Genomic DNA, 19,642 nt, shown 5'->3' on the forward strand with positions numbered 1-19,642 from the left:
ATCCTCCTTAATTAATGTTGTTTCTCGAACTCTTTCATGCAAGCTACCAAAGCCTCCACGCTGCTCTTCGGCATCGCGTTATAAAGAGAGGCACGGAAACCACCTACAGAACGGTGTCCCTTGATACCTACCATACCAGCGGCAGTAGCATATTTACTGAACTCGTCCTCCAACTCCTTATACTCATCATTCATCACGAAACAAACATTCATGATCGAACGATCTTCCTCCGCTACCGTACCACGGAACAACTTATTGCGATCGATCTCATCGTATAAGATCGCCGCGTTCTCAAGATCCTTCTTCTCCATAGCGGCGATACCACCTTGTTCCTTATACCATTTCAAGGTCTGTAAAGCCGCGTAAATAGGCAATACAGGAGGTGTATTGAACATGGAATCCTTTTTAATATGGGTAGCGTAGTTCAACATGGTCGGGATCGGACGGTCTACATGTCCTAAAGCGTCCACACGAACGATAGCCAAAGTCACGCCGGCAGGAGCCAAGTTCTTTTGAGCACCCGCATAGATAATATCATATTTGGAAATATCGATCGGACGAGAGAAAATATCGGAAGACATATCGCAAACCAAACGTTGCTTCACATCCGGATCCTTACGCATCTCTGTTCCGTAAATCGTATTATTAGAAGTAAAATGGAAATAATCCGAGTCATCAGCGATCGCATAACCCTTCGGGATGTAAGTATAGTTCTTGTCTTTGGAAGAAGCGACAACATCTACCTCCCCAAACAACTTAGCTTCCTTGATAGCGTTCGAAGCCCATGTGCCGGTATCCAAATAAGAGGCTTTCTTATTCAACAGATTGTAAGGAACCATACAGAACTGCATGCTGGCGCCACCGCCCATGAATACAACCTCATAGCCTGCCGGAACATCCAGTAATTCCTTGATCAACGCACGTGCCTCGTCGTTTACGGCTACAAACTCCTTACTTCTATGAGAGATCTCAAGAAGTGATAACCCCATACCCGCAAAATTTTCTACCGCAGCGGCTGTATTCTTAATTGTATACTCGCTCAAGATAGAAGGACCTGCATAAAAATTGTGCTTCTTCATACCAATGTCTTTTTAGAATGTTATTATAAATAAAGTAACTATTTTTTCAAAAACAGGCGGCTAATGTAACTATTTTTTCTCATTTGCCGACACTTTTCGAGCATTTTTTAATTTACAATCAGAATATGTCAATTAAAAACGATCTCCCCAAAGGCGCCTCATTTGCTCAATTAGTTTGTGCTCGGCCGGATTTTCCTGTCCTTTCCACAAACGTTCGCCCAAAATTTCCTTCGGAAGATACTCCTGCTTTACAAAATGATTTTCGTAGTCGTGCGCATATTTATATTCCTTGCCATACTCCAGTTCAGCCATTAATTTGGTAGGCGCGTTGCGTAGATGAAGCGGTACGGGTAAATTCCCAGTCCGGTTAACAAGTGCCAAAGCGTCGTTGATCGCCATATAGGCCGAATTACTTTTCGGGCTGCAAGCCAGATAAACGGTCGTCTCGGCCAGGATGATCCGGCCCTCCGGCCAGCCGATCTTCTTCAAGGCATCGAAACATGCGTTCGCCAGCAAAAGCGCATTCGGATTCGCCAATCCGATATCCTCAGAAGCGGAGATCACCAACCGCCGTGCGATAAACTCAGGGTCTTCTCCCCCGGCCACCATACGGGCGAGCCAGTAAATGGCGCCATCGGGATCGCTACCCCGGATCGACTTGATAAAAGCGGAGATTATATCGTAATGCATCTCCCCTCCCTTATCATACGCCGCAGGGTTCTCCTGCAACCTCTCCACTACCTTCTCATCCAGAATCTCAATATCGTCACTCTCCTCGGCAGACACCACCAGTTCCAGAATATTCAGCAACTTCCGGGCGTCTCCTCCCGAGTAACGTAACATGGCATCCGTTTCCGTCAGCCTTATGTTTTTATCCTTCAGAACGACATCCTCGGCGATCGCCTTATGCAATAGCGTAAGCAAGTCATTCTTGTCCAGCGATTTCAACACGTACACCTGACAACGGGATAACAAAGGACGGATTACCTCGAACGAGGGATTCTCCGTGGTTGCCCCAATCAGCGTCACCACGCCCGTCTCCACGGCGTTCAGCAATGAGTCTTGCTGCGACTTACTGAACCGGTGTATCTCATCAATAAACAATATCGGTGATACCGTATTGAAGAAGCGGTTGCTCTTGGCCTTCTCTATCACCTCCCGCACGTCCTTCACTCCCGAACTGATCGCGCTTAACGTATAAAAAGGCGCATCCAACTTATTCGCTATGATCTGCGCTAAGGTAGTCTTCCCTACTCCCGGCGGCCCCCACAATATAAAAGAGGGAACCCGTCCCGCATCAATCATCTTCCTCAACACGGCTCCCTGGCCTACCAGGTGCTTCTGTCCGATATAATCATCCAACGTCTTCGGACGTAATCTCTCTGCTAATGGTTGACTCATCATGGAAGCAAAAGTCGGACATTTTATTTACTTTTCAAAGGATAAGTCAAGAAATTTATCGTATAAAAAGAATGTTAAACAACAGGAAATAGTGACATAATGAAAGAGTAATCATCACAAACACACTTTTACCCATATAATATACTAACATTATGACAATAAAAATTTAACATTCCCTTAGTTCCCTATCCTTTTTATCCCGTACTTTTAGCGATATCTTCTTAACACATTATACCTTTTTTCTTGAAGCATTAAATATCTATCAGCTGGTGCATGATCGTCCAACAGTTGGTGCATGATCATGCAACGGCTGTTAGATGATCATGCACCAATTGTTAGATGATCTATACTTCCGTATAAAACCAATAAGCCTTCCAAGGAAATGGGATAAGGGAAGCTATCAAAACATGTAAGATATATAACAAAAAAAGATGCCCCTCCATAATCGGAGAGGCACCCTATACATTATATTATATATGTTAGATTAGCGAGTTCCGCCAGCCCACCATACAGGCTCTGAATATACGTATTGACCGTCGCCATAAGCGGCTTTTACTTCCGGATTTGATACCACGTCACTATTACCATAAGGCATACGAAGAGGGAATTTTTTCGTATTCGCCAATGTCACGAAATTCTCTCCTAATCCTTTCATTCTACGGATATCATTAAAAGTCTCGGTAGCCTCTCCCGATGCCCCCCACAAAGCCAGATATTTCTGGATCATGGTCTCTTTCAAAGGATTTACAGCAAACAACGGTTTAACTTGGTTATCGAAATATGTATTGGCCGTCTCCTCTGTCATTTTTTCTGAATTCACGACCATTTTGCTACCCATATAAGTGATAGCAGCAGAGACACTTCTCTCAGCATTTGCGATTCCGGCAGCTACCGCCTCTTTCAACGCTTTCTCGGCGTCAGACGTACGGTTTAAGCGACATAACGCCTCAGCTTGCAAGAATTTCAACTCATGATAACTCATCAACATCGTAGGAGCAGTGTTTGAATATACAAAGGCGGAAACACCATATTTCTGCATATTCTGCTCAGGAGTACCATTCGGGGCCGGAACTAAGTTCTTATCAGCAGAGCCTGTAACCTGTACGCGTTTCTTGTCAGCCGTAGTAGGAGAAAGTATCACTCTTTCCAATCGAGGATCTTTACGCTCAATCAACTTGTCCGTCAAGCTCTGGCTATTGGCAAAACCAGCGCGAGAATCGAAGTAACCAAAGAATGGGTTGATATTATTCGCATCATAGACAGCGTATGCAGCCTCGTCATCCGCAGAAGTAAAAGATTTTGATACATAGTCCAAAACCTTATTCAAGTCAGCTTGCTTATCCGTGGAACGATTGATCAGACGCATCGTATAACGAGCCTTCAAACCATAAGCGAATTTAATCCATTTCTCGGCATCTCCATTATACAAATAATCATACGTACCAACCGGTGAACGATCAGACTGATTCAAATCCTCGATCGCCTTGTCCAAGGAGGCCATTATAGAGACATAAATCTCCTCTTGCTTATCTATTTTAGGATTCATATTCACCGGTGAGCCATTCTCATCCAATAAAGAAGCTTCACTATAAGGTGTATCTCCAAATATATCCGCCAATAGAGCGCCATTGTAAGCTTCCATGACCTCAGCGATACCTCTCGTCACTAAATTTCCCTCATCACGCTTACCTTCTTGACATTGACCGATAATAACACGAGCGTTCTTCAAGCTTGTATAAACATTTCCCCACGTATTCTCAAACGTAGAAGAGGCAGAAGGCTCATTCAAACGAATTTCCGCGTTATATAACTGGTTTTCGATACCCACTTCATATTCCACGTAGGAAGATGAATAGGTATTGAAGTCTCCGCTAACGTTGGAAAATGCAGTAGAAGTAATCAAGTCGGCCAAGATAAATTTGCCATCCACGCTATTTGTATGGCTCGTATCTTGGTTAATCCGATCCATTACATCCTCGGAACATCCAGCCAATGCCAAGGATACGGCCGACATAACAGCCAACCCTTTAAATGATTTTATTATTGTATTCATATATATCTGTCTTCTTTATAAATTAGAAATTTACGTTGACACCAAAACCGTAGCTAGATGTACCCGGTAAGGAGAAACGCTCGAAAGCGCCAGCCATATTGTTATTTCCTTGAGTAGCCTCCGGATCGAAGCCTTTTATCTCAGACCATACAATGATATTACGGGCGAAAACATTCACGTTTACATTCAAGTTATCTTTCTTATATACAGGATATGACAATGAAAGTTCACGCAATTTCAAGAACGAGTTGTCATAGACATAGGCTTCGTCAATGCCCCTCACACTTTTGAAATACTCCTCTGCATCTGATCCTTTCACTCCACCCGTATAGGGAACATAGATAGTTTACCATCCGCATCTACGCCCTTCTGTTCAACAGCAGCATAGTCAAAATGATATTTATCACTCTTACGAACCTCTCCTGATAACTTACTTGTACCGTAGAAGTTCGTCTCACCAGCCGTACCACTATACATTTGTCCACCTTGCTTCCAGTCAAATACAGCAGCCAAACGGAATTTATACAACTCGATATTCGTATTGAAACCCAAACGGAAATCAGGAGAAACCTTACCGATTACTTGGGTCTCACCAGCCTCTGGTATACCTTTTTCGTTTACTACAATTCGTCCTTCGCCATCACGTTTGTAACCAACACCATAGATTACCGGGAATTTATCGCCGATACCTGCACGTACTTGAGGAGTCACGAAACCACCCAACATAATGCTCTCTACGCCCGGAGCCAACTCGTCTACATAATTGTCGATCTTTGAGAAGTTAAAAGCGAAGTCCAGCTTGAAATTCTTCGTATCAACCGGAGAGATACCTAATGTAATCTCATGTACGTTTGAGTGCATCTTTCCACCATTCATCATCATACTGGAAGCACCTGTGGAGCCAGCCAAAGGCACCTCGAAGATTTGGTCTTTCACGTTCTGACGAGAATACGTATAATTCAATGAAACTAAACCATTCAAGAAAGTCAAGTCAGCACCAAGCTCATAAGACTTCGTGTTCTGAGGCTTCAAGTTCGGATCATAAACCACGAAATAAGGAATATACGCCATATTTCCATTAATCGGATACATAATAGGTGTTCCCTGGAAGAAACCACCACCATAACCTGGCGTATAATAATAAGACGGCACATATTCTCCTGCCATACCTACCTCTGCGTAAGAGCCACGGATCTTACCAAATGTCAAGATATCATTCTTCAAGGCTTCCACTTCCGTGAATACCCATCCAAGGGATACGGAAGGATAAAAGAACGAACGGTTATCTCTCGGCATAGAAGACACGATATCATTACGTCCCGTAACATTCAAATAAAGCATATTCTTCCAAGCCAAAGATAAGCTAGCGAAGTTACCTACCGTACGTTTTCTCTTATACTCATGAGAGCTGTTAAATACAGAAGCGTTGTTCAAATGGTTCCAGCCCGGGAAGTTGAAGCTATATCCCACGGCTTGAGTATTACTGATTCGCTTATCTACAAGCTCATTACCCAACAAAGCATCGAATACGAAATCCTCATTGATATTCCAGTTATACGTAAACGTCAACAATGAGTTCATCTCATTTACCGTAAAACCGTATTCGCTAGCATAACCATTCGTATAACCAGTTGTACCGTAGCCGTAAATATCAGAGTAATTGGTCGTATAAGCGTCATCACCAATTTGGTATTTCACATCCAATTTATGATTGTCCGTACCAAATTTAGTAGAATACTTCAAGAACGCATTCCCGAAGAAACGTTGAGATCTCTCCGTAAAGCTATTATTGTCGCACGCCCAGTTTCCATCATCGATCCAGTTCTCACGGAACGTATTCTGAGTATAAGGATCACCTTCGATATGGGAAGGTATGCCCGCCATAGTATAACTGATAGGAGCCGTATAAACCGTAGCGGTAACACCGTCATTAGCGGTTCCTTGCTTCTTGATCTTTGATGTCACGAAGTTTCCGTTAAAACCAGTCGTCCAGTTATCATGCAATTGTGCCTCACCCGACAGCTTCACGTTATAACGATCCATTCCCGTAGAACGAACGATACCATCAGAAGTCGTATTACCCAAAGAGAATGAATAGTTTCCTTTATCGAAAGACTGAGCTACATTTACAGAGTTACTCCAAGTAACGCCAGTCTGGAAGAAATCTTTCGCATTATTATAAGCTTGGGGAGTAGCCCATGGATCCAATCCTGCCGCAGCACGCTGAGGCACATAGTATTGTCCATTATGCAATCCACCTTTCGTATATTCATTTTGTACATTACCGCCATATACAGGATCATTCGCCAAGTCAGAGATAGACGGTCCCCAGCTAAATCCCGAATATGGGTTATAAGCACCTTCATTACCTTGTCCATATTCAGTTTGTAACTCAGGTAATGTAGAAACCTTATCAAACGCAAGATTCGTGTTGAATGAGATCTGAGGTTTTCCTTTACGAGCACCTTTTCCGCTCTTTGTAGTAATAACGATCACACCATTAGAAGCACGCATACCATACAACGCAGAAGCAGCTTGTCCTTTCAAGATGTTGATACTCTCGATATCGTTCGGATCTAAGTCTACGGCACGGTTCGCATAGTCAGCTCCACTAACACTACCATTATTCATCGTATCCGTATTAACATCCGCCGTAGAAGCGATCGGCATACCATCGATCACATACAAAGGAGAGTTATCCCCTGTAAATGAACGGGCTCCACGGATCATGATCTTGGAAGATGCGCCTGGCATACCCGATGAGGAAGCGATATCGATACCGGATACTTTACCTTGCAAAGCCCCAGACAAACTAGTGTTAGCACCTTGTGTTAACTCATCCGATTTTACATCTTGCACGGCATAACCTAAAGCTTTCTTTTCCTTTGAGATACCCATAGCCGTAACCACGACCTCATCCAAGTTTTGGGTATCAGACATCAATGTTACATTTACATTGGGAGACACAACTACCTCCTTGGATTTCATACCGATGTATGAAATAACTAATTGCTTACCATCACTAGGAACATCCAAAGTAAAATTACCGTCAAAATCCGTAACTGTTCCCACAGTCGTTCCTTTTACGATAATGGACGCACCGATCACCGGCTCACCATCTTCTCCGACTACCTTACCGGTAACCTTCGAGGTCTGTGCCGAAACTACTCCTACGCTCATCGCAAGAAATAGTAGCACAGAAGTCAACTTTTTCTTCATAGACACATTCTTTTTATTTAAACTAAACTAGAAATTCAATTAAGCTTTCGTGGACTATAGTTCATACAGAACTACTCCATTTTATGTTTTACGACATACCTATTAAATGAAAAACGGTTGCAAAACTATAAATTATACCTGAAAAAAACAACAAATTATTATTATTGTGATATATTTCCTTTGTTTTCTTAATTGTTAAATCTGTCAATTTGCAATATAACCACTGTCTAAATCGACTCAGGTGACATGATCGTATCACAAATCAATGAGTTATCGCTGCCGATAGTTTCTTTTTGACAAATAAAAAAATTATTTTTATCTTAATTTTATCGTAACAAATAGTGAGCTTACTCTTTATAGGCATGATATTAGACTTGATATCAACTTATTCTGGATATTTTATAGCATATAGCTTATTACTAAAAATATTTACAACTTTATTTTATGTAGATATTTGTGAAAAACGGCTGGCTTTTCTTATCCTCCCAATATGGCTGATAAACAATATCTCTCAAATCCAATATATTTATTACAGAATTTTAATAGATCTAAACTTATATGATAATTTTTTTTTCATATGACTACACTAAATAAAATATTGAAAATTGGTAGTTCTGTATGAACTTAGTTAATCAACCATTAAAATGCAGAGAAAACATTTTTAAGTATATTGTTAATAAATAAGTGTGTTTATGAAGAAAAAGTTGACTTCTGTGCTACTATTTCTTGCATTGAGTGCAGGTGTGGTTTCAGCACAGACTTCGAAGGTTACCGGTAAGGTAATTGGGGAAGATGGAGAGCCGGTGATCGGAGCCTCCATCATCGTAAAAGGGACAACCGTGGGAACAGTCACGGATTTTGATGGAAACTTTGAACTAGAAGTACCTGCGAATGGTAAACAATTGGTTATTTCATACATCGGTATGAAATCTCAAGAAGTTGCGGCCACTTCTAATGTAAATGTAAAACTATTAGCCGATACCCAGAACTTGGATGAGGTCGTGGTTACGGCTATGGGTATCTCAAAGGAAAAGAAAGCTTTAGGTTATGCGGTTCAAGATGTGAAAGCGGATGAGTTGACGAAAGGAGCTAATACTAGTTTGTCTGGCGCATTACAAGGTAAGGTTTCTGGAGTGGAGATCTCTCCTTCTTCCGGTATGCCGGGTGCCTCTTCTAAGATCACGATTCGTGGTTCCAGATCTTTTACAGGGGATAATACTCCTTTGTATGTGATTGACGGTATGCCTGTCGCTTCAACGGCTGATGTGGACACCGGTAGTTCTGTTTCCGGTACGGACTTTGCATCTCGTGCGGTGGATATCGATCCAAACGATATTGAAAGCATTAATATATTAAAGGGACAGGCCGCATCTGCCTTGTATGGTATGCGTGCAACAAATGGAGTAATTGTCATTACGACCAAAAGTGGAAAGGGAGCCCGTAAAGGTAAACCTCAGGTCGCTTTTAATACCAGCTTATCTTTTGATAAGGTTTCAACGATGCCTGAATACCAAAAAGTGTATGCGCAGGGTACAAATGGCAAGTATAGCCCGTATGCTTCAACTTCTTGGGGACCACTAATCAGCGAATTGCCTAACGATCCGACTTATGGAGGAAATACGGATAATGAGTTTACCAAGCAATATGGTAAGCATGAAGGTATGTATTATGTACCTCAGCGGGCCGCTGCGGGATTAGCCCCTTGGGCTCAACCACAAGCTTACGACAATATCAAGGATTTCTTCAACGTGGGTACGACATGGAGTAACTCCGTGAATGTAGCTCAAGCTTTTGATAAAGGTAACTATTCCTTCTCGATCGGTAATACTACGCAAGATGGTATTATTCCAAATACAGGCATGGACCGATACAACGCAAAAATGAGTGCCGAAGCTCAATTACACAAGAACTGGTCTACTGGATTTACCGGTACCTATGTAAATTCGAAGATCAGCAAGCAGTCTAGTGCCAATAATGGAATCTTAGCTACTGTTTACGGAGCTCCTTCTAGCTACGATTTAGCCGGTATCCCAAGTCATGTTGAGGGTGACCCGTATACACAAAATACATTCCGTAGCACATCAGGTTTTGACGGAGCTTATTGGGCGGTAGATAACAACGAGTTCTTGGAACGTTCACAACGTTTCTTTGGAAATACTTATTTGAAATATTCTACGAAGTTCAATACCGATAATCACAAATTGGATGTCAAGTATCAATTGGGTGTGGACTCTTATACGACTAATTATACGGATTCTTGGGGTTATGGACATGCAAATGGTTATGGAGAGATTGATCACTATGGATATTCAATCACGGAGTTGAACTCTTTGTTGACCGCTGCATATACTTGGAATATCAATGAAGATTGGTTGTTCGATGCCCTTGTTGGTAATGAATTGGTAGAGAATCAGCGGAAATTTTACGAGTCTTATGGAGCGAACTATAACTTCCCGGGTTGGAATCATATAGATAATGCTACAACTATGGTAGCATCCGAGTCATTACGCCGGAAACGCACAGTTGGTAACTTTGCTAGCATTTCATTGTCTTACGCTAACATGGTTTACTTCAACGCAACTGTTCGTAACGATATCGTATCTAATATGCCTCGTAACAACCGCTCATTCACTTATCCATCTGTTTCCTTGGGCTGGATTTTCACAGAATTAGAACCATTGAAGAATAATGTCTTGACTTATGGTAAATTACGTGCTTCTTACGCCGAAGTAGGACAGGCTGGAGATTATTATGATTCTTATTATACTACACCTGTTTACGGTGGTGGTTTTTATGGTTCTACGCCTATACAATATCCTATGAGTGGAATTACGGCGTTCACTCCATATGCTCGTGTGTATGATCCGAATTTGAAACCTCAGAACACGAAGTCTTATGAGTTAGGTGTGGATTTGACCTTCTTGAATGGTCTTTTCTCATTGAACTATACCTTCTCTCGGCAGAATGTGAAGGATCAGATATTTGAGGTTCCTTTGGCTGGTTCTACAGGCTCTGCAGAATTAGTAACCAATGGTGGCGCTATCCATACGAACGCTCATGAGATTACTTTGGGAATCAATCCGATCAATACGAAGAATTTTAAATGGGATATGGCATTTAACTTCTCTAAGATCGATAACTACGTAGATGAGCTGGCTCCGGGTGTAGAGAGTATTTTCTTGGGAGGTTTCGTTGATCCGCAGGTACGTGCGAATATTGGCGATAAATTCCCTGTAATCTATGGTACGACTTTCTTGCGTAATGACAACGGTGATATTGTCGTAGACGAAGATGGCTTGCCTCAGATCGGTAGTGAGGGTGTGATCGGTAAGGTTTCCCCGGATTTCCTCTTGGGTTTTAATACTAATTTTGAGATTTACAAATTCCGTATCGGCGCTACGTTCGATTGGAAATGTGGTGGACAGATGTATAGCGGTACATTGAACACGTTGAACTATTATGGTACAAGTATGGAGTCTGTTGAAAGTCGTACGGCCGAGACTTTCCGTTTTAGTCATCCGGCTGTAAAGCAGTTGGAAGATGGTTCCTATGTAGCTAATGACATAGATATCAAAGGCGAAGACGCTTTATCATATTATGACCGCATGACGCTTATTTCCGAAGCTGGTATCTATGACAGTGGTTTCTTGAAACTACGTGAGTTGTCCGTTAGTTATCCGGTATGGGATAAGAATGGAATCAACGTGAACTTAAATGTTTTTGCCAGAAATATCATTCTTTGGTCTGAGTTGAAAGGTTTGGATCCTGAGGCTTCTCAAGGTAATAATAATATGGGCGGTGGCTTCGAGCGCTTTTCTATGCCGGGTGCTTCGAGCTATGGCTTCGGTTTAAATGTGAAATTCTAATAAAGGAAACAAAAGATGAAACTTCAAAATATCTCAAAAAAATTATTGACGGGAGTTGTTTTCACCGCAGCCTTGGTCTCTTGCTCTGAGGATAAGATGGATGAGATCAACAAAGATCATAATCATACCACAGCAGTTCCCGCAAAGATGATCCTTACGGATGTCATGACTTCGACTGCGTTTAGCGTGGTTAGCGGCGATTTCAATTTATATGGTGGTATGTATGTGGAACATGAGACAGGTTCGCATAATCAATTCTACTATGCGGAAACCCGTTCTTCTTGTACATCGGCTTCTACCTTTAATAACTCATGGGGGGGAACCTATTCGACACTGAAAGATGCTTTGATCTCTGTCAAAGTCGCAGAAGAAGAGCAGAACTTCATAACAAAAGGCATTGCGGAACTTTTCGTGGCTTACAATTTGGCGATCTTGACAGATATGTATGGTGATACACCTTGGAAAGAGGCTTGTGACTATACAGTATCTATGACTCCCGCTATCGATAAACAAGAGGAGATTTATAAGGATATCATGGCCTATGTGGATGCCGCAATTGAAGATCTTCAGAAATCAGATCTGACGAGCCTGTCTAATCAAGATTTGATTTATAAAGGTGACGCTTCGGCTTGGCTAAAGACAGCTTATGGCTTGAAGGCTCGTTATACGATGCGCTTGATGGGACGTAGCGCTGATGTTAAGGGCGATATGGAAAAGGTGTTGGATTATATTTCCAAGTCGTACACCTCGGCAGCCGAGCAATGTAGCTATGCTATGTATGGTGTGGGTGTTAATATCAACCCATTTTTCGGAGTATTCTATTCTCGTTTAGGTGAAGTAGCCAGCCGAAGTATGTTTGATAAATTGAATGAGCGTAATGATCCGCGTATCAGACGTTGCTATGTGGAGGCTAACAGCCAAACGATGATTGCTTCTAAGGATGATCCATTATTGAATCTTGCTCATAATGGTGATTTAGTGCAAAGTCAGTTAGAATATACTGTTTCCATGTTCTGTGCAGCTCAAACCGCTCCGACTCACATCTTAAGTTATCATGAGGTATTGTTCTTAAAGGCAGAGGCTTTGTGTCGTTTAAATCGTAAGGATGAGGCAAAAGCAGTGTTGAAAGAGGCTGTTGTCGCAGGTATGGCTAATATGGAGGTTAATATCAAGTCTGCCCTCGCTTCTGATTATTGGGGAGGTTTCTTGAATGTAACAAACGAGGTGACACCGGAGGAGGCCGCTTCTTACTTTGATGAGAATGTCGCTCCCTTATTCGATGCTAATCCTTTGAAAGAGACGATGATTCAGAAATATATTTCTTTCTGGAACGCGGATGGAGAGTCTACCGAGTGCTATAATGACGTACGTCGTTTGAAGAGCTTGGGTGAGGATATTTATGGCTTGCAAAATCCGGGTAAGTTCCCGTTAAGATGTCCGTATGGTAACGATGATACTACGACTAATCCTAATATACAAGCTGCTTATGGTGATGGTCAGTATGTGTTTACCGAAAACGTATGGTGGGCTGGCGGAACTCGCTAATCAAGATATAAAAGCATAACGAGTGACAACATTCAAAAAAGGGGAAGAATATCTTAATGATATTTTTCTCCTTTCTTATAAATCCACATTCTAGCCGAACTTCAATCGTGTCTCAATCTTCTCAAGATCGCGGACAATCGTCATATCCATGATATTGCTATAGATCTCGGTAGTACGAACACTTTTATGCCCTAACAACTTTTGTACCGTAGTTATATTCGCTCCATTATATAATAATAAGGTAGCATTTGTATGCCGAGCCGTATGAAAAGATACCTTCTTATCAATACTTGCCAATTGGCTGATTCGGCGTAATTGCTTATTCACGTTTGAATTAGAGGATAAGGGAACACCAAACAGGGTTCTCGGCGCATTCTTATATCGCTCATAGATAGGTAAAGATTTACCCTCGAACAAGAGAAATAGCGGCAAACGGACACTCACGTCTGTCTTCACCGATGAATAAACCAGCCAAACCTTATCATCAATAATCAAAAAGTTCTCTTTCGTTATACTTACTATGTCTGAGAAACGTAATCCCGTGTAGCAACTAAATAAAAACATATCCAGACACCGGCGCAATGTACGCTGCCCATCCAGCTTTAAGTTTTCCAAACGACCTAACTCCTCAGGCGTTAAATGAGTACGCTTACTCTCTTGATATTTAATCTTATATTTCCGAAATGGATATTTGTGCAACTCGAACAACTCCTTATTAATCGCCAAGTTGATATATCGTTTCAAATGCTTCATATGTTTAGCGATCGTATTTCGATGATACTCCTGCTTCAATAAAAAATATTCAAAATCGCATAAGAAATTGAAATTAATATCCTTAAACAGAACGTCCTTCTTGTATAAGGATAGAACATGCAAAGTGGACAAATGGTTTTTTAACGTCGATTCTTTTAAATTACTATGTAAAATCTCCTCACGCATGAAAACAAGAAAAGAGGAAGACGTAGATATCGAAGAGGTCTCCTCACGCAGATCCTTCAACGAAAAACCGTTATTCGCTTGTCTCTTCTCCAGCTCATCTCTCTCCAACTCCATAACATAGTTCTGAAGATACAGGTTTAACGCATCCATATTCGGATGATTCTTTATGGAACGTCTCTTGTTGTCCCATTGACAAGGTTTCACATAAACCTTCGTTGAAAAATACCTCTTTTGCCTATTCAAATAGGCCTCTACTTGAATCAAAGCTTTTCCTTCCGCATTCAATTGCTTTTTTCGATTAAACACTAAGTTGTAAATTACTTTTTCCATGATACATTTATATATTATCTGATTGTAAACACGAAGGAACAATAATAAGTTCTTTGTAGCACAATCTACAAACTAAAAGTTTGTTATCACGGATTACCAACTAATAAAAAACCATATATCAAAGTAAATAAAAAGGGCCTGCCAAATACATGGCAGGCCTCTCCTACTTTTCAAGATATTAAATCATATCAATAATCTTCACCTTCCCAACCTGTTTTACGGAATCCTTTAACCGTCATCGACTTTCCATTTTGAGTCAAGGTAAATTCAATGGCATCCACTTTTGTATTGGCTTGAGTAGTATAACCATCCACAATTACTTTACCAGAGATATTGAAGGTTACAGTAGAATTTATACCATCATCCGCATGGAGCAGATTAGCGATACCATCCCCATCAAAAGATTTAGAAGCTACATCGCAATGAATCTTGCCACGTACTCCCCAGTCGTTTGTGGCAACACTCATTTTTATCCACATCTTATCCGTGGCATCATCAGTCGTATTGTAAGTATTGCAGGTCACACCTTCCGCCAAGACACCACCATCCTCACCTGTAACATTAACTACCCATTCGCCACATAAAGGATAAATGGCCGTGTATTCTATCTCGTAATCACCATAGGTCTCACAAGAAGAAAAGGTGACCAACGCCAATAAGATAACCAGTAATTTATTTATCTGTTTCATATTCAAAAAGCTTTTCTGATTAATATACATTTATAACACCCATTTATTTATGCCACCATTGTTTTTCCGCTAACGGAACTACCGCCGGAGTATTAGGGTTATAGTCTGAAGATGACTTCGGATACAATAAACGACGAGGATATTCACCCGGAGCCAACGCAGAACCAATGCAAGGAGTCAACTGCCCCCAAATATATCCTTCCTCATCCACATGCTTTGTCCCTAAAACAGGAATACCGGTACGATTGATATCAAACCATGCGTCCCATGCTTGACAACGAGTGGAAGCGATCCACTTCTGGGTCAAAATAGAGGTAAGCATTGAATTTTGGTCCGTACTATCGAAAGCATAAGGAGCACCTTCCGAAATAAACTCGGCAGCAGAATATCCCCAACGTTCAAACGCATAGTTCACACCTTGTTCATAAGCCACTTTCGCTTTAGCCACATCATTCAAACGAGCGTAAGCTTCCGCTTGCAGGAACGCTACCTCAGCAGCAGACATAAAATAAACAGGATCCGTAGGACCTAGCTTAGCCACAGAGATCATACGAGTTGTTACCGCTACCGAGTTTGGGCGGTCACCATACTTCAAAGCTGTTGTCTCGCCGGAGCCATCCGTATTAGGTGAATAAAAATCATTTAAACGAGGATCCTCATATTTTTTCAAATAATCGCAAACCGTAGCGCACGCACGAATATTTACAGTTGAATTCAATTTACGACGGTCATTCTCATACAATGGATTTGATTTATTTTCCAAATCTTGAAAACAGTCCATCTTAGCGTCTACACTCAGCAAATCTCCTTCGTCGAGCAATGCCTTGATAGCAGCTTTATTCGTATCGAAATCACGCATCAACAATTTTAGCTTTAAACTCTTCGCAAATTGAATCCACTTATTCACGTCACCAGCGAACACCAAGTCTTGTTTTGTAACCGAAGGCAAACCACCTGCGGTAGCCTCCGCCTTTTTAGCGATAATCTCATCCAACATCGCTAATAATCCCGGATAAACCACAGTCTTACTGTCATCATACTTTGGTGTAGTATTCTCATTTCCAAGGATAGCTTCTGTAAAAGGAATAGAGCCATAAGAGTCCACTAGGATATGATACATAAAGGCAGTCATAGTCTTACCCATTACCCAATAATTCCATTCTTGAGCCGATTCAGAGCTTTTGATAACCAAATCCAAGTCTGGCAGTGCTATTGAATAAGGTATAGACCACAAACGAGAATCGGATGCGTTAGTTATCGTATAGTTAACCAATGTATTATACTGGTTGGATGTATGTCCCTGCGTACATTGCTGAGACCACATGCTACCATATAATTCGTAAGTACCACCTACAATACTTGCTACTCCTGCGATACCAGAAGGAAGCAAAGTAGAAGAAGAGGCTTCCGTTGGATATTCCGGATTCTGGTTAATATCCAAATAATCGGAACAAGCTGTAGTCGCCATCAACAAGCAGCTAACCAGTCCTGTATATATTAAATTGTTTCTTTTCATACTATCTTTACTTTTTAAAGTTACTTATTATAATACGACTTTAATACCACCACCAAACGTACGGTTTGTCGGAGCCGCACCAAATTCACCAATTTCAGACAAGATGTCATTACCATAATTCGTACCTTCCGGATCTACGTAGTTGTTCTTTTTCGGGGTCCACATAAATAAATTACGTCCGATCAAACTAACTTGAACCATAGAGAATGGGGTTTGTTTCAACCATGCTTTCGGCAAAGAGTAAGAAAGTGTAATCTCTCTTAATTTCAAGTAATCTTTAGGTAAAATCCAATTTCTATACTGAGCGTAGTTGGAGGCGTTATTATAGTAGGTATTAACAGCGCTAGAAGCACCTCCCCAATGTACGATAGGTATATCATTCTCTACGTATTGACCATTTACGACTTTCACGGAATTAGGAACCACAAATGGTTCACGATTATTAAACACCGTATAAGTAGAGTTTCCGGCAAATGTAAGCAATTGAGAGGTATATGAATAGAACTCACCGCCATTACGCCAATCTAATACCGCTGATAAAGTAATCCCTTTCCATGTGAAATGCGTATTAAAGCCCATCAAGAAATTAGGAGTAGACGTTCCTACGATCTCTTTCTTGCTAGCATCAATTGTCGGCATACCGTTATTATCAACGATCACCTTACCATCATCGGTCGTGGCCAAAGCCGGAACCTTGAAAACGCCCAAAGGCTGACCTACTTCCGCAACGAAATCCACTTGATAGGAACTTGTCAATTTATACTCAGTTACATCATCCCATAACTCTTTCACCTCACTCCAGTTCTTACTGAAAGTAAAACCTAATCCCCACTCGAAATCTTTCGTACGAACAGGAATGCCATTCACTGCCAACTCGACACCTTGATTCGCAATCTTACCTACGTTGCGGGTCATAGACGTATAGCGAGACTCCGGAGCCAGACTAGCAGATATTATCTGATCTTTCGTACTCTTATTATAATAAGCAGCATCAATATCCAAGCGATTGTTAAACAGATGCGTTGTTAAACCGAACTCCCATTCTGTCGTGATCTCCGGACGAAGATCCATACTCGGCAAACGATTATACTCTGTCAAGCCTAATGTATTATTAATAGGTAAATATAAATCTCCAAAACCTAAACTGATTTGAGTCGGTGTAAAATAACTGCTAGTACGGTAAATCGGGGCATCGTTACCAGTCTGTCCCCAAGCTGCACGAACCTTCAAGAAATTCAGATAATCAGATTTCAAATCCTCAAACATATCCGTGATGATCAATGAAGTATTCACGCCACCATAGAAAAAGCTATTATTTCCTTGAGGTAAAGTAGATGACCAGTCGTTACGAATAGAAGCATTCACAAACCAGAAATTCTTGTAACCAAACTCACCTTGAGCGAACAAACCAACCAAACGGCGTCTATCAGAGTAAGTCGTAGTCATGGGCTTATCAACACCATTCGCTAGGTTAAACCATCCCGGTTGCTCCAAACCATACAGATAAGATTTCAAATAAGAACTCGTTTGTTGATTCAAGTTCCATCCAATCATACCATTCAAAGCGATATCCTCACCGATTTTATAATCCGCGTTTAAGAAAGCGGTCGCATCAATTTGCTCCACCTTGTCACGACGTTCCGTATAAGTACCGGGCTGCTGCTTCTTACCACCTAATTCACTCCAAGACCCTGAAGCGAAAGTCACTTTTTCATTCCATCTCTTTTGAGTAGCGTTCGTAAAGTCACCACCTAAACGTCCAACTGCCTTCAAACCTTTCATAATCTCAAAAGCAAGCTCGATCTTACCATAGACACGGTCGTCTTGATATTTATTACGATTATGATCTAACACCCAATATGGATTCTCCGCATAAGCTGTATAGAAGTTATCCGTATTAAAATAAGGATTCGTATAATCTTTCATTGAGCTAATATCTACATCCACGGCATGTTGCAAAATCTCAGAAAACATCGTTGCACCATCATCTCCTTGGCCAGCAGCAGCTTGTGTGATATCTTTACGGACATAGTTCAAGTTTAATTCCGCAGAAAAACGTTTATATTTCATATTACCTCTTAACGAGATTGTATTACGAGCATATGAATCAGCGTCACCCGGTAATACACCGTCAGACTTCACATTACCATAGGAGGCAACAAAACCAAGTTTATCATTACCCATACGAATCGAGACGTTATTATTCGTCTCAAAACCAGTTTCATAAAAATCACGAAGATTGTTCTTTACATACGAGAAAGGCTTAGAAAGCGGAGTTAATAAACCTTCTGAGCCGTCTGAGTAAGGTCCCCAGATATGATCACGACCATCCAAAACCGGTCCCCAAGAACCATTCTCCATAGGTCCGAAAGATCCCCATCCTTGTCCGAAACGATCTTGTGTTTGAGGAACACGCAATACGCTAGATCCCATAAATGAGCCATCGTACGTAACAGAAAGCTTCTCAGCCCCAGCCCGTTTTGTTGTCACCATGATAACACCATTAGCAGCCCGGCTACCATAAAGGGCAGTAGCGGAAGCACCCTTCAAGACTGTTACAGACTCAACATCCTCTGGGTTAATGTCATTAGCTTGGTTACCAAAATCCACGGAGTTAGAGAAAGAATCCTCACCTTGGAAATCATTCATAATAGGCACACCATCCACCACATACAAAGGTTGATTAGCACTGAAAGAACTGATACCACGCACGATTACTTTCTGAGAAGAGCCTGTAGCACCACCGCTAGTAATATTCAAACCCGCAACCTTACCAGTCAAGCCTGACATCACTGATCCAGACTTAGCGGCATTCAAATCTTCACTCTTCACAGTAGAGGCTGCATAGCCCAACGCCTTTTCCTGCTTTTTCATACCAATCGCAGTTACGACAACCTCCTCAAGATTCTGGGTACCAGACTGAAGGACTACCCTCAACACATCTTGTACCGGAACCTCACGAGCAATCATGCCCACATAAGAAATTACCAGAGTCTTCGCGGAAC

At 41.5% G+C, this 19,642-nt stretch carries 9 protein-coding genes and 1 pseudogene; 2 read left to right on the forward strand and 8 right to left on the reverse strand.

All coding sequences use genetic code 11. From position 1 onward, the window contains the following. Nucleotides 1-11: 11 nt before the first annotated feature. From serC to D7V92_RS18190, 4 genes and pseudogenes are all read right to left on the reverse strand, one after another. Entirely contained in the window at nucleotides 12-1,079 is a 1,068-nt protein-coding gene (gene serC, locus D7V92_RS18175) for a 3-phosphoserine/phosphohydroxythreonine transaminase (RefSeq protein ID WP_005855647.1), read from the reverse strand. 132 nt (nucleotides 1,080-1,211) lie between these two features. Then, nucleotides 1,212-2,483, reverse strand: a complete 1,272-nt coding sequence (locus D7V92_RS18180; protein ID WP_005865358.1) for a replication-associated recombination protein A — start codon at nucleotides 2,481-2,483, stop codon at nucleotides 1,212-1,214. Nucleotides 2,484-2,964: 481 nt separating this feature from the next. Next, complete coding sequence (locus D7V92_RS18185; RefSeq protein WP_121773452.1) at nucleotides 2,965-4,533, reverse strand: SusD/RagB family nutrient-binding outer membrane lipoprotein; 1,569 nt, start codon at nucleotides 4,531-4,533, stop codon at nucleotides 2,965-2,967. A 22-nt stretch (nucleotides 4,534-4,555) separates the two neighbouring features. Then, nucleotides 4,556-7,752, reverse strand: a pseudogene (locus tag D7V92_RS18190) (SusC/RagA family TonB-linked outer membrane protein). Between the two features lie 692 nt (nucleotides 7,753-8,444). On the opposite strand from D7V92_RS18190, the gene D7V92_RS18200 reads away from it, so the two are divergent. Together D7V92_RS18200 and D7V92_RS18205 are read left to right on the forward strand one after the other, a co-directional pair. Next, a complete protein-coding gene (locus tag D7V92_RS18200; protein ID WP_121773454.1) occupies nucleotides 8,445-11,618 on the forward strand; it encodes a SusC/RagA family TonB-linked outer membrane protein in 3,174 nt (1,057 codons plus the stop codon). 15 nt (nucleotides 11,619-11,633) lie between these two features. After that, nucleotides 11,634-13,163, forward strand: coding sequence for a SusD/RagB family nutrient-binding outer membrane lipoprotein (locus D7V92_RS18205; protein ID WP_005865349.1), 1,530 nt, complete (start codon nucleotides 11,634-11,636; stop codon nucleotides 13,161-13,163). 90 nt (nucleotides 13,164-13,253) lie between these two features. Here D7V92_RS18205 and D7V92_RS18210 read toward each other — a convergent pair whose 3' ends face one another. The 4 genes from D7V92_RS18210 to D7V92_RS18225 form a co-directional block, all read right to left on the reverse strand. Beyond that, nucleotides 13,254-14,432, reverse strand: a complete 1,179-nt coding sequence (locus D7V92_RS18210) for a site-specific integrase (protein ID WP_005865347.1) — start codon at nucleotides 14,430-14,432, stop codon at nucleotides 13,254-13,256. A 188-nt stretch (nucleotides 14,433-14,620) separates the two neighbouring features. Next, entirely contained in the window at nucleotides 14,621-15,121 is a 501-nt protein-coding gene (locus D7V92_RS18215; RefSeq protein ID WP_008771702.1) for a lipid-binding protein, read from the reverse strand. Between the two features lie 43 nt (nucleotides 15,122-15,164). After that, nucleotides 15,165-16,637 carry a SusD/RagB family nutrient-binding outer membrane lipoprotein gene (locus D7V92_RS18220; RefSeq protein ID WP_005865342.1) on the reverse strand — a complete coding sequence of 491 codons (1,473 nt, stop codon included), beginning with the start codon at nucleotides 16,635-16,637 and terminating at the stop codon, nucleotides 15,165-15,167. Between the two features lie 27 nt (nucleotides 16,638-16,664). Next, on the reverse strand, nucleotides 16,665-19,628 hold the full coding sequence (locus D7V92_RS18225) for a SusC/RagA family TonB-linked outer membrane protein (RefSeq protein ID WP_008771700.1): 2,964 nt from the start codon (nucleotides 19,626-19,628) through the stop codon (nucleotides 16,665-16,667). Between the last annotated feature and the right edge of the window lie 14 nt (nucleotides 19,629-19,642).

Origin of the sequence: Parabacteroides sp. CH2-D42-20 (genome assembly GCF_003670185.1) — a bacterium.
In the GTDB taxonomy this organism is placed as follows: domain Bacteria; phylum Bacteroidota; class Bacteroidia; order Bacteroidales; family Tannerellaceae; genus Parabacteroides; species Parabacteroides distasonis.